At 41.5% G+C, this 13,621-nt stretch carries 12 protein-coding genes; 9 read left to right on the top strand and 3 right to left on the bottom strand.

The genetic code is table 11. From position 1 onward, the window contains the following. Nucleotides 1-37 precede the first annotated feature (37 nt). From BM308_RS05185 to BM308_RS05145, 9 genes are all read left to right on the top strand, one after another. Nucleotides 38-1,261, top strand: a complete 1,224-nt coding sequence (locus BM308_RS05185; protein ID WP_074943424.1) for an efflux RND transporter periplasmic adaptor subunit — start codon at nt 38-40, stop codon at nt 1,259-1,261. After that, a complete protein-coding gene (locus tag BM308_RS05180) occupies nt 1,261-3,219 on the top strand; it encodes a MacB family efflux pump subunit (protein ID WP_074943422.1) in 1,959 nt (652 codons plus the stop codon). The genes BM308_RS05185 and BM308_RS05180 overlap by 1 nt, the downstream gene beginning before the upstream one ends. 16 nt (nt 3,220-3,235) lie before the next feature. Continuing rightward, entirely contained in the window at nt 3,236-4,519 is a 1,284-nt protein-coding gene (pepT, locus tag BM308_RS05175; RefSeq protein WP_074943420.1) for a peptidase T, read from the top strand. Between the two features lie 9 nt (nt 4,520-4,528). Continuing rightward, nucleotides 4,529-5,407, top strand: coding sequence for a dTDP-4-dehydrorhamnose reductase (gene rfbD, locus BM308_RS05170; RefSeq protein ID WP_074943418.1), 879 nt, complete (start codon nt 4,529-4,531; stop codon nt 5,405-5,407). Beyond that, the gene (locus BM308_RS05165; RefSeq protein ID WP_074943416.1) at nt 5,408-6,796 is read left to right on the top strand and encodes an efflux transporter outer membrane subunit; all 1,389 of its coding nucleotides are present in this window, start codon (nt 5,408-5,410) and stop codon (nt 6,794-6,796) included. It abuts the gene before it with no gap. A 1-nt stretch (nt 6,797) separates the two neighbouring features. Further along, nucleotides 6,798-7,604 (top strand): exodeoxyribonuclease III, encoded by an 807-nt coding sequence (locus tag BM308_RS05160; RefSeq protein ID WP_074943414.1) that lies wholly within the window; start codon nt 6,798-6,800, stop codon nt 7,602-7,604. 452 nt (nt 7,605-8,056) lie between these two features. Then, nucleotides 8,057-9,166 (top strand): 3-deoxy-7-phosphoheptulonate synthase, encoded by a 1,110-nt coding sequence (locus BM308_RS05155; protein ID WP_074943412.1) that lies wholly within the window; start codon nt 8,057-8,059, stop codon nt 9,164-9,166. Between the two features lie 68 nt (nt 9,167-9,234). Next, the gene (serA, locus tag BM308_RS05150; protein WP_074943410.1) at nt 9,235-10,470 is read left to right on the top strand and encodes a phosphoglycerate dehydrogenase; all 1,236 of its coding nucleotides are present in this window, start codon (nt 9,235-9,237) and stop codon (nt 10,468-10,470) included. Nucleotides 10,471-10,703: 233 nt separating this feature from the next. Then, the gene (locus tag BM308_RS05145; RefSeq protein WP_074943409.1) at nt 10,704-10,964 is read left to right on the top strand and encodes a hypothetical protein; all 261 of its coding nucleotides are present in this window, start codon (nt 10,704-10,706) and stop codon (nt 10,962-10,964) included. Here BM308_RS05145 and BM308_RS05140 read toward each other — a convergent pair. The 3 genes from BM308_RS05140 to BM308_RS05130 form a co-directional block, all read right to left on the bottom strand. Then, nucleotides 10,939-11,139, bottom strand: a complete 201-nt coding sequence (locus tag BM308_RS05140) for a hypothetical protein (protein ID WP_074943407.1) — start codon at nt 11,137-11,139, stop codon at nt 10,939-10,941. The genes BM308_RS05145 and BM308_RS05140 overlap by 26 nt on opposite strands. Before the next feature lie 257 nt (nt 11,140-11,396). Then, nucleotides 11,397-11,744 (bottom strand): rhodanese-like domain-containing protein, encoded by a 348-nt coding sequence (locus BM308_RS05135; RefSeq protein WP_074943404.1) that lies wholly within the window; start codon nt 11,742-11,744, stop codon nt 11,397-11,399. Nucleotides 11,745-11,891: 147 nt separating this feature from the next. Beyond that, the gene (locus tag BM308_RS05130; RefSeq protein ID WP_074943402.1) at nt 11,892-13,532 is read right to left on the bottom strand and encodes an AAA family ATPase; all 1,641 of its coding nucleotides are present in this window, start codon (nt 13,530-13,532) and stop codon (nt 11,892-11,894) included. Nucleotides 13,533-13,621: the final 89 nt, after the last annotated feature.

Below are 13,621 nucleotides of genomic sequence, written 5' to 3'. Positions count from 1 at the left end.
CATTATCTCACATTTTTCGGTTAAATAACGGTTTCATATGATTGCTCTCAACTCCCTGAAAAACTCAAGAAATCTAAAAAGAAACGCAATTATTGTTTCAGCTCTGATTCTTGTAGGCGGTTATTTTGTATTTTCATCCTGTTCAAAATCAACAGTAAGCTACATGACCACCTCTGCTCAGATTCGTGATATCTCCAAGAAGGTATACGCTACCGGAACTATTGAAGGCTCAACCATGGTAGATGTGGGCGCACAGGTTTCAGGACAGGTGATTAAGCTTTATGTAAAAACCGGTGATGAGGTCAAGGCAGGCGATCTGCTCTGTGAAATTGATCCTAAGCTTTTAGAGACTTCTCTTAAGACAGCCAAGGCTTCTGTAGATATTATTGATGCTCAGATTGCCTCAAAGAACGCAGAGCTTAAAAAGCTTTCACTGGAGAATTCCCGTCAGAAACGACTGGTGAAAATGGATGCCACCTCAAAGCAGGATGCAGAAGCTGCTCTTGCGAATTATGATATGGCCAAGGCTGCACTGGATGAGCTTAAGGCTCAGAAGGAAAAGGCTCAGCTCTCCGTTGATGAGGCTGTAACCAATCTTGGTTATACCAAGATCTTAGCTCCTATGGATGGAACCGTATATGCAACCGTTGTTTCTGAAGGTCAGACTGTTAATGCCAATCAGACCACTCCAACAATTTTAAGACTTGCAAATCTTGACACCATGAAGGTGGAAACTGAGATTTCCGAGGCTGATGTGGTCAATGTAAAGCCTGGTATGGAGTGTACCTTTACAATTTTAGGTCTTCCATACAGAACCTTTAAGGGTACCTTAGAGTCAATTGCTCCAGCACCATCGAGCTATGAGTCTTCAAGTACCTCTTCATCCTCAAGCTCATCCTCATCTTCAAGTTCTTCAACTGCGATCTACTACAACTCAGATATTCTGACCGACAATCAGGACAGGACGCTGCGTATTGATATGACTGCAGATGTTGTGATTGATATTGCCGACAAGAAAGGAGTTCTGGCTCTTCCTTTATCAACACTGCGTTCCTCCCGTGAAGATGTGGCAACTGTATATGTCCTAGAAGGTGCCGACAGGGTGGTTGAGAAGACCATCAAGACCGGTCTTAAGGATGATCAGTATATAGAGGTGCTCTCCGGACTGACAGCTGATGACAAGGTTGTAATCGGAGATGATGTTAAGACAGCTGAAGCTGCAGCTGCAGAGAACGGCAGACGCAGAAGAGGTCCATTCTAATGGCACAGCCTATTCTGAAGCTTGAGAACATTACCAAATCTTATGGTAGTGGCGTGGCCAAGGTTGAAGTCCTTCACGGTATCAACCTGACCATAAACCGCGGAGAGCTTGTGGCCATTGTAGGTCCTTCAGGCTCAGGCAAGTCTACTCTAATGAATATCATTGGCTGTCTTGATACTCCAACTACGGGAAGCTATCAGGTAGACGGTAATGATACCTTTAATATGCTGCCAGATGAACTTGCTGCACTACGTCGTGATTTCTTCGGTTTTATCTTTCAGCGCTATCATCTTTTAGGTCATCTTAACGCACAGGAGAACGTGCAGGTACCATCCATATATGCAGGTATCAAGGAAGAATCCCGTTCAAAAAAATCAGTTGAACTTTTGACAAGACTGGGCCTTGAGGATAAGACTTTAAACAAGCCATCCCAGCTTTCAGGAGGTCAGCAGCAGAGAGTTTCCATCGCCCGTGCCTTAATGAACGGTGGTCAGATCATTCTGGCTGACGAGCCTACCGGAGCACTTGATTCGAAGTCCGGTGCCGAGGTTATGGATATTCTAACCTCTTTAAATGCACAGGGACATACCGTCATCATCGTGACCCATGATCCTAAGATTGCAGCTCATGCTCACCGTGTGATTACCATCAAGGACGGTAATGTTGAGTCTGACAGTATCAATGACGCGGTATCAGATCATCAGGACGTGGCTGAGCAAAAAGATATCTCCCTAGGAGATGAGATAAATTCGTTTCATGCCTACTTTGACCGTTTCCGTGAAGCCTATGTCATGGCCATCAGAGCTATGATTTCCAACCGTATGCGTACTCTTCTAACTATGCTCGGTATCATCATCGGTATTATGTCGGTGGTCTGCGTGGTGGCTCTGGCTCGCGGTGCTTCAGATAAGGTTATTGAGAATATCTCCTCCATGGGTACGAATACCATCACCATTATGCCCGGAGAGAAAATGGGCGATATGCGTTCCGGTAAGGTTCGTACCCTAAGCGTTAAAGATCTTAAAGCCTTAAAAGGACAGCCTTACTGTGATTCAGCTTCTCCTACTGTTCAGACCTCATCCACAGTCAACCGTCTGAATGTGGAGGCAAGTGTGACCGTATACGGTGTGAGTGAGGATTATTTCCGTGTATACGGTATGGAGATAGACAAGGGCAGAATGTTCAGCAAGGATGAGTCTGAGATGTCTCCTCAGGTCGGTGTTATTGACTACAATACCAAGAAGACTTTCTTCCCATATGAAGATCCTATTGGCAAGAGAATTTTGGTAAAAGGTAAGCCAATTACAGTTATAGGTGTGCTGGTAAACAAGGAAGTTGCCTTCAGACCATCTGACAATCTGTATGTGTATATTCCATACACCACGCTTATGAACCGAATCATCAAGCAGAACTATATCTCATCCATTATTGTCAGAACCAAGGACGGTTTCTCGCCTGCTGTTGCTGAGGCTTCCATCACCAATCTTTTAAAGACCAGACATGGTCGCAAGGATTTCTTCCTGCAGTCCTCTGACACTATTATGAAGTCTATTTCCCAGACCACCGGAACCTTTACTCTTTTAATCTCCGCTATTGCAGTTATTTCTCTGGTGGTAGGCGGTATCGGCGTTATGAATATTATGCTGGTGTCTGTAACCGAGAGAACCCGTGAGATCGGTATTCGTGTGGCAGTTGGAGCAAGACGCTCTGATATCATGACGCAGTTTCTTATTGAGTCGATTACGGTATGTATCATCGGCGGTCTTTTAGGTGTGATTTTCTCAATGATCCTGGGCTTTGTGCTTTCGATTGTAATGCCGGCAATTCCTTTATCCTTCTCTGTGACCTCTATTGTTGTTGCAGTAATTACTTCGTCTATAATAGGAATTGTGTTTGGCTATATGCCAGCCCGCTCGGCCGCACGACTGAATCCTATCGATGCGCTGGCTCGTGAGTAGAGAATAAGGAGTAGATATGCAGACAGGAACTTCAAAGGACTTTGACAATCTTTGCGGAGTTGATCCTTTAGTTAAGATTTTTTCTGATCTAATAGCCTTTGATACCAGAGCTGACGGCAGCTCTAAAACAGTTCCTTCCTCGGTGGGACAGCTTCGCTTCGGAGCCTATCTCTCCTCAGCCATCTCTGAGCTTGGTTATGACTCAAAGCAGGATGAGCATGGCGTGGTTACGGTAAAGGTTCCTGCTTCAGAAGGCTGTGAAAAGGCAAAATCCCTATGTCTTCTGGCACATATGGATACTGCTCCTGACTGCAGCGGTGCTGATATAAAACCAAGACTTGTAAGAAAGTACAGCGGCGATGGCATAAAGCTTGATAATGGCCTTGCCATTACCCCAACTTTCTGTCCAGAGCTTGCTTCTCATATTGGCGAAGATATCATTGTCACCGACGGTACTACGCTGTTAGGTGCAGATGATAAAGCCGGCATAGCCTGTCTACTTTTGCTGCTGCGAAATCTTAAAACCGACAGTTCTCTAAAGCATGGTCCCCTTAAGATCATCTTTTCAGTGGATGAGGAAATCGGACTTTCCACCAGATATCTTGATATAAAGGATATAGCCTGCGATTACGGTATTACGGTTGACGGTACTGAGCTTGGTGAGCTTGATGTGGCTACCTTTAATGCCTACGGTGCTTTACTTAAATTTCACGGTACCTCTGTGCATACAGCTGTCGCATACAAGAATCTTGTAAATGCCATTACTTTAGCAAATGAGTTTATCTCCATGCTTCCTCGAGATGAAAAGCCTGAGAACACCAGATGTGATGAGGGCTTTTATCATGTGCACGGCTTTGATGGCGAAGTTGAAAACGCCAGAGTTAAAATGATTATTCGTGATTTTACTGAGGACGGTATGAAAAAGCGCCTTGATTTTGTAAAATCTGCAGTTGATTTTTTAAATAATAAATATGGTCAGGGCAGAGTTGATCTCGAGATTATGTTCCAGTACTCCAATATGGAGAAAGTCTTAAAGCAGAATCAGGAACTTCTTGATATCTGTTCAAAAGCCTTTAAGGATGCCGGAGTTAAGGTGATATTAAACCGTGTCCGCGGTGGAACTGACGGCTCAAATCTATCCAATCAGGGACTTCCAACTCCGAATATTTTCACTGGAGGTCTGAATTGCCATGGCCCATATGAGTGTCTGCCTGTTGACTCCTTCAACAGTTCCTACAGGGTGGTTGAGGCACTTGTAAAGAGAATGTCTAAAACAAAAAATACAAAGTCAAAGAAATAGGTTATTTTTATGAAACAGATTCTAGTTACCGGAGCAAAAGGTCAGGTTGGTCTTGAAGTATGTGAAAGACTGCTTTTTTTAGGATACAGAGTTATTGCCTGCGGACATGCAGAGCTTGATATCACCTCTGAGAATGAGGTTTCCTCTCTTTTTGATTCAGCTCAGATTGATCTTGTAATAAACTGTGCCGCCTATACTGCAGTTGACAAGGCAGAGGACGAGGAAAAGTCAGCCTATGCCGTAAATGCACTAGGACCAAAGTTCCTTGCTGCACAGTGTCGTGCAAAGGATATTCCTCTGATTCATATCTCAACAGATTATGTTTATGATAATGGTAAAAGCGGACAGCACACTGAGGATGAACCTTTAAATACCCGCTGCGTATACGGTAAGACTAAGCTCTTTGGCGAACGCTTTATTCTTGACAGCGGCTGTCGTGCGGTAATTCTTCGTGCAAGCTGGATTTTCGGTCGCTACGGTAAGAACTTTGTTAAAGCTATGGCTAATCTGGCATCATCAAGAGATACTCTTAAAGTTGTCTGTGACGAGCTTGGCAATCCTACACCTGCAAGAGCTTTGTCTGATGATATCTGCTATATTGCCGATTCCATTTTAAGCAAAGATTTCGACTCATACGGTGTCTATAACTACTGTGGTTATCCTGCCATTGTAAGAAATGATTTTGCCAGAGTTATTCTTGATAAGGCCCGCGCCATCGGTATTGTTGATCATGAGGTTAATGTTCTTCCTATTACCTCAGAGGAGTTTGGTGCTAAGGCAAAAAGACCAGCTGACTCCCGCATGAACTGTGGTAGTTTTGCTAAGACATTCCACAGAGACCTGCCAGACTGGCGTGAATATCTGGAAGAAACCCTCAGAGGTCTGTAAATGTTAAAGAAGCTTTCTGTTGTATGCTTGAGTGCCTGCCTGTGCGGCTGCAGTCTTTTTTTTACCGATTATAAGGCACCTGATTTCCCTACGGTGGCCTCTTATCATGATGCCTACCGTTTTGTTGGAGCTCCGATCGAGTCTGATTACTGGAAACAGTTTAAGGATGAAAAGCTCAATACTCTGATGGAGGTTGCTCTTAGGAACAACTTTGATATGAGAACCGCCTATGTTAATGTTGAAAAGGCTCTTATCAATGTGGATATCGTTGCAACTGACAATCATCCAACTGCATCTGCCTCAATAGGTTCAACAGCAAAGAGAGCTCTTGATTATCATGACTCAATCCACAAGAGTTCAAACGGTAACTTCTCACTGTCCTATCAGCTGGATTTATTCGGTAAGCTCAAGGCTGCAGATGAAGCCGCTTTTGCAAATTATCAGGCAACCGCCTTTGATTATCTAGCAATGAGACTTACTGTGATTGAGTCCACTGCGGCTGCTTACTGGCAGTATGCCTACGCAAAGGAGGCTGTTGCTATTGGTGAGCAGGATTTAAAAGACTCTCAGGTGCGTCTTGCCCTGGTGCAGAACAAATTCTCCGCAGGTGCAGCAGACTCTCTGGATGTGGATGATGCTCATATTAATCATTTAAAAGTTCAGGCAACGCTTGATACTCGCAGAAACAATCTTAAGAAAGCAAGAACAGCTCTTGCCACCATGCTAGGTACAACTGCAGATCATGATTTTGAAATAGCCTCTCTGGATACTTCTGTGGTTCCTGCTTTCTCGCTGTCTGTTCCTTCAGAGCTTCTGGCAAGACGTCCTGATCTTATGAAGGATGAGGCCTCCTTAAGAAAGGCCTATGCCAACTACAATGAAGCTAAAATGGCATTTTTCCCTGACTTTACCTTAACAGCGGGTATCACCACCGGAGATACCGGTTCTATCGGGCGCTTTCTAGCAAATCCTGTAGGTGCTTTAGGTTCTTCCATAACCTTCCCGTTCTTAAACTTCAACAAACTATCCAAGCAGAAAAAGAGTGCGCTTAAGGATATCGATCTTGCAAACATCAACTTTGTAGCTGATTACGTCAAGGCTGTTCAGGAGGTTTATGATGATATCTCCAATGTGGATTACTACCAGAAATCTCTTATGACCTATAAGCACTCCTATGAACTTGCTGTACGAAATTATGAGCGCTACAAGGTAAGATATGAATCTGGTCTGGTAGCTCTGACCGACTTTTTAACCTCTGCCGATACCATGAGAAATGCCAAGATTTCTTATCTTGAGGCCAAGCTTAATAACCTCAAGTCCACAATGGCTCTTATGACAGCCATCGGTGGTGACAATGACAACAGAATAGATGAGATTGTAAAGGACTGATATGCAGATTACCCTAAGTTCCTGGAATGTTAACGGCATCAGAGCTGTTGCCGCAAAAGAAGGTTTTGACTGGTTCCGTAACTCTTCCTATGATGTGATTGGTCTTCAGGAGACCAAAGCCAGCGTAGATCAGCTTGATGATGATCTTAAGGTAAAACCTGGCTATGAGAGCTTTTTCTGCTCATCTACTGTAAAGAAAGGCTATTCGGGTACGGCAGTATTTTCAAAGCTAAAAACTATTTCAGTTGAATATGAACTGCCTGATCCACAATTTCAGGGCGAGGGTAGAATAATTCATCTTGAGTTTGAGAAGTTTCATTTCTTCAATGGCTACTTCCCAAACGGCGGTGCTGCCATCTTAAACGAGAAGGGCAGACCTACCGGTGAATTTAAACGTGTTCCTTATAAGATGGGCTTTTTTGACTGCTTCTTTGATTATGCTCAGAAGCTTCGTGAGGATAAGCCTATCGTGGTCTGCGGTGACTTCAATATTGCCCATAAGCCTATTGATCTTGCCCGTCCTAAGACCAATGAAACCAACACCGGCTTCCTGCCTTTAGAACGTGAGTTTTTAGATAAGATGGTAGGTGCGGGCTATGTTGATACCTTCAGACATGTCAACGGTGACAAGCCTGACTGCTACAGCTGGTGGTCCTATAAGACCTTTGCAAGATCCAAGAACATCGGATGGAGAATCGATTACTTCTTTGTCTCAGATGAACTGAAAAATAACATCGTCGATGCCCGTATCGAAAATGAAGTTTTGGGATCTGATCACTGTCCTGTAACTCTTGTTATTGACATCTAGTTTTTCATTTGTTAATTGGATGGTTTTTCCTTGCTGGAACCATCCATTTCTGTCTTTAATCCTGTCTAAATTTTATTAAACAATCCCTTTTTTGCTGAATTTCTGTATTCTAGTAAACAAAACCGGCATTTTCTGCACATATATTGAGCATTGCACAAATTCTGAGCACTAAAATTTTCATTACCGTTTTATCCCCATTTTGCTTGAATAAATTTTCAATCCGTATTTATAATGAACTACGAACTTTTATGAACGGGGCATTGTAAGGTTTGCCTCGGAACAATATTTTGAACATGTAATTTTTAGGAAGAAAATCGTGAATACTAATAATATATTTTTAAAAGGGAGTGCTCCTAGCAGCATATTTAAGCAAAGTAATCCTTCAGCTTCAAAGACCTCTTTTAACTATTATTATTGGCGATTTTACAACTTTAGATAATTAGGCGGTTTATATGACTATTGATAAGAATTTGAACCTTACCCCGCCTAATGAAGCGGGGCATGGTATCGTAGATACGAGAATCAGCGAAATGTACCAGGTAATTCCCCCAATTGCCGTGATCGAGAAGTTTCCGGCAACAGATTTCACAAATAACGTTGTGGATCAGACAAGAAGAGAGATTCACAATATTTTCAACGGTTTAGACGACAGACTAGTTGTGATTGCAGGACCTTGTTCTGTACACGACACCAGAGCTGCCATTGACTATGCAAACAGACTGATGAAGCTTCGTCAGAAGTATCAGGATCAGCTGGTGGTTGTAATGAGAGTTTACTTTGAGAAACCTCGTACCACTGTAGGCTGGAAGGGCTTAATCAACGATCCTACCCTGGATGATTCACATGATATCAATCAGGGCTTAAAGATTGCCCGTAAGCTTCTTTGTGACATCAACAGTCTTGGTATGCCTGCTGCTACTGAGTTCTTAGATCCGATCACCGTTCAGTATATTGACGACTTTATTTCATGGGGCGCTATCGGTGCCCGTACCACCGAGTCTCAGCTGCACCGTCAGCTGTCCTCAGGTCTGTCATGCCCAATCGGCTTTAAGAATGCTACCGATGGTTCTGTAAAGATTGCTATTGATGCTGCAATTGCCGCTGAGAATGAGCATACCTTCATGTCTGTTACCAAAATGGGCCATGTAGCAATTGTTCATACAAAGGGTAATGAGGACTGTCATGTGATTCTGCGTGGCGGTAAAGAGCCTAACTACAGCTCAAAGGATGTTGAGAAAACCTGTGTCGCTCTTGAGAAGGCAGGTCTGAAGCCAATGGTAATGATTGATGCTTCTCACTCAAATTCTAACAAGCAGTACAAGAAGCAGGTGGATGTTTCACGTGATGTTGCTGAGCAGATTGCCTCAGGCGACAACAGAATCTTTGGTCTGATGCTTGAGTCAAATCTTGTTGAGGGACGTCAGGATCTGCCTAAGGATTTAAGAAATCTTGTATACGGACAGTCAATTACAGATGCGTGCATCGGAATTGATGATACAGAGCAGATCTGTGCGATGTTGAATGAAGCCGTTTTAGAGCGTAGAAAGCGCAACAAGAAATAATAAAGGAATTTAGTGCCCGCCATCTGACGGGCATTTTGTTTTAATAAGTATGTATCATAGAGGTTAACATGCAGCCTTCATTATCTTTAGAAAAATCAAAGATCAAGATCCTTCTTTTAGAGGGCGTTGATCCAAGTGCTGTAGATGCATTAAACAAAGCTGGATATACAAATGTTGAGTATCAGAAAAAGGCTCTTGACGGTCAGGAGCTTTTAGATGCCATCGAGAACGTTCATTTCATCGGTATTCGATCTCGTACTCATTTAACAGCTGAAGTTCTGCAGCATGCTAAGAAACTGATCGGTATCGGCTGTTACTGTATTGGTACAAATCAGGTTGATCTCGATGCAGCTGCTGCACTGGGTATTCCTGTATTTAATGCTCCTTTCTCAAATACCAGATCTGTTGCTGAACTGGTAACCGGTGAATATCTGCAGCTGTTACGTGATATTCCTGCCCGTAACGCTCTTCTGCACCGCGGCGGCTGGAACAAGGCTGCTACCGGCTGTCATGAGGCTCGCGGCAAGACTATCGGTATCATCGGCTACGGTCATATCGGAACTCAGGTGGGTATTCTGGCTGAAGCTTTAGGTCTGTCTGTTCTTTTCTATGACGTAGAGAACAAGATGGTTTTAGGTAATGCAAAACAGGTTAATACCTTAGATGAGTTACTTGAGAACTCTGATATTGTTACTCTGCATGTACCAGAGTTACCAACCACCAAGAACATGATTTCAAAGGCTCAGTTTGCCAAGATGAAGGATGGCGTTCGCTTCCTGAATGCATCCCGTGGTACTGTAGTTGATATTGATGCTCTGTGTGAGGCTTTACGTTCTGGTAAGGTAGCTGGTGCTGCTGTGGACGTATATCCAAAGGAGCCTTCAAAGAACGGTGAGGAATTTGTAACTCCACTGCGTGAGTTTGACAACGTAATTCTAACTCCTCACATCGGTGCTGGTACTGAGGAAGCTCAGAAGAACATCGGTACTGAGGTATCAGAGAAGCTTGCTCTGTATTCAGATAACGGCTCTACTCTTACCGCTGTTAACTTCCCTGAGGTATCTCTGCCAACCAAGAGAGCCGAGGTTTCAAGACTTCTTCACGTTCACAAGAATGTTCCTGGTGTAATGCGTCAGATCAACGAAACCTTTGCTAAGCTTAATATCAACGTTGCAGCTCAGTATCTGCAGACTACCGCTGATATCGGTTATGTGGTTATGGATATCCACTCTGACAAGCCTCAGGAGGTTGTACCTTCACTGCGTAACATTGAAGGTACTCTAAAGTGCAGAATTCTGTACTAATAGGCTAGTTAAACAGTCAATTTAAATTAAGAAATCTTCCGGTTCAAAAGGCTGCTCTGAAAAAAGAGCATCTGAGGGCTGGAAGATTTTTTTATTTGAAAGTTTTATATATTTTTTGAGCTGTTATATAAATCTTTCCTTTAAACTTTCTTCTTTTTTTGTTGTCTTCGCAGTATCTATCAGAATCTGGAATGAACATCTTTTATTCTATTAGAAAAATGCGGAGGTTCAGTATGGACTTTATAAGGTATGTTAACTCAAAAGATGTAAGACAGTATCTTTACGATATTGACTACAAACTTAGTGCCGATCAGGTAATTTTTGTAGTCTTAACCTGCCCGTTTATAAGCGTTGATGAGAAAGTAAAGTCTTTAGAGGCATATCTTCAATCCTCAGATGCTCTACCTTTAACTTCCATTACCGATATGAGTTTTCAGGAAACTTTTGGTCTTACCTCCCATGAATTTATCAGAAGATATAAGAGTTGTATTTGATGACTGATGAATACTTTGAGTGGTATTTTCTGATGGACTCTGACACATAGTCTCCATCACCTTCGTAGGTCTTTTCCAGTATTTCTTCAGATGCCTTAATCAGGTTCAGATATTCACTGAACCGGCAGGTATCTACTGCATCCTTAAGCGTAAGTATTACTTCTTCATTAGGCACATATACTCTGTCGTCTGTATAGGCAAGATAGCCTATATTCTGAATATATGTTTAAAAAGGATAACTGAATGAGATTCCGATTGATTTTAGGAAGTTTTTCTGGGGATAATTTGTTCCGCTATCTGCGCTCTGTTCCATTTCTACTCAGTTGAAATCTGAATTTAAGGCAAACCCAAAATATAAATCTGTCTATACCGTGAGGGAAATCTTCTAATTATTATGGTTCTATTAGTTTAGCCAAATCTTAAATCTGACTGCTAGTTACTGTTTTGAGGATATTCTTTTTCATATGGCCAGTTTGAAATACCTCCCATATCAAGAATGTAGTAATAGCCCATCTGTTTAAGTTTTTTTCCTGCTTCTATGGTTCTTCTTCCGGTACGGCAATATATGATTAGTGGAGTTGCAAAGTCAGGCGCAACTTTTTTTGTATTTTCCAAAGTCATTTCATTCAGAGACAGGTGAATGGCTCCTGGAATGAAACCAGATTCAAATTCATTCTTCTCACGTATATCAAGAAGGATACATTTTCCTGATTCTATAAGCGCATAGGCGGTAGGATAATCAATTTTTGTTACGCCTGCGTTAATTGTAATTTCTGCCATAAAAATTCCTTCATTTTCGAAATTTTTACTTTATAACATATTTCCGCTAAATAAACGCTGTTTCGTTGTTACTAGTTGATGATGTGAAATCAATTTCCGTCCTTGAGTGAAGTGATAGAATGTGCTCGATATAGTAGCTTTTCAACATCAAACGAGAGCGATGACAGAGTTTTCAACTTTCTTGTACATGGTGATCTGACGTTTGTTCTTATCACCATTGAATACGCAGGCAATCTGGATTAGTTCTCTGTCACCAAGATTCTCAAGACCATAACCTTTTTCTATGATCTGCTGTTCTGCTTCATCAAGTTTATTTTTTTCTTCGTTAACTTTATCTGTGTATTTAAGCTCTAGCACTACTCTGCGTTTAGGAAAGTTAACAAGAATATCGCTTCTGCCTTTGTAGTTATGCTGTTCAACTCTGACATCATGATTCTTGCCAATGAGATAAACCTGCAGCAGGGATCTTAAAACAGATTCATCCTTTACCGGATATTTGTCATAGGATAAGGCTGCTAATACCTCGTTAAATAGAGATATAATTTCATCCACACTGCCGGTTTCAATAACATATCTGTTTTTTAATGAAAATGCCGGTGTTGTTGTGTCAAAGATTCTAAGACCTAGCAGCATGAACAGAGCTGATTTTACTTCTCTATTGGCTGTTCCTAAAGTGACAGCATATCCAGGAACAATTTCAGATTTTAGTGTCAGGTATCCTGTCTGACACATCAGTACATTCTCGTTGATGTCAATAAGAGAAGTTGGATTTTTAAAATCGTTGTATGGAATTTCAATCTCTGATGTCAGAAGTTTTTCGATATTAAGATTATGAGACTGCATGTAATTCATAAGAATAGATGGAAGTCCACCGACATCGTACCAATAGTCTCCGAACTCCACACATTTTTTTCTGTATAAGGACTGAAGAAAAACGTTTACTGAATACGTTGAGAATACCTTATTCTTATGACACTCATCAAAACTAAATCCATCGTAATTATCAGCAATTCTTTCAATAAACTCTTCAATTTCTTCATTTGTAACACTATCGGCTGATTTTCCCTTCTCGGTAGAGATTCCAAGCTTAAGATAATCGTCATAGAATTTCTTTATCTCATCTCTGGTAAAGCCAATCATGGATGAATAATCATTTTCATAGCTTAAATCCATAATATCTGAACCAACTGAGAAGATTGAGACATCCTTAAGACGGGTTACTCCGGTAACAGCCATGAATTTGATCTGTTTTTTACCTTTGATTGCTCCATAGAAATCTCTGAGACAGATTCTGAATTTCTCATATAGTTCAGGATTGTTAATATTGGCGGTCAGCTGACGGTCGTATTCATCAATAAGAAGAATCAACTGTTCTCCATCTGACATGGCGTCAAAAAGATTTGTTATATAAACATTTGGTTCTTTATCTTCAAGCACATCCTGGATTTTTTTTGCTCTTGAGAATTTATAAATTGATAGACACAGCTGTCTTTTAAATTCCGTCAAATCAGTTGCAGAATATTCGAGAAAACTTAAATGAAGTACAGGATATTTATCCTGATCCCATTTATCATAAATCCATGTTCCCTTGAAATAAGGGTCAACCCCTTTTTCAAAAAGAGTGCCGATGGTGTTTAAGGTAAGTGATTTACCAAAACGACGAGGTCGAGAGAAAAATACTCGGTCAAAATCTTTAGTCAGATTGTAAATATATTCAGTCTTATCAACGTATATTGAATCCTTTTCAACAATGTTCTCAATATTTTCTGACTGAGCAATTAGCTTCATAACCACGTCCTAAAATCAAATTCATTATAAATATTATACCATCGTAGCTTATACAATCAGATTGGTTCAGATTATTTTTATGATTTTCT

It is taken from the genome of Succinivibrio dextrinosolvens, assembly GCF_900116345.1.
Lineage (GTDB): Bacteria > Pseudomonadota > Gammaproteobacteria > Enterobacterales > Succinivibrionaceae > Succinivibrio > Succinivibrio dextrinosolvens_B.
This window is presented reverse-complemented; position numbering and strand designations above follow the sequence as displayed.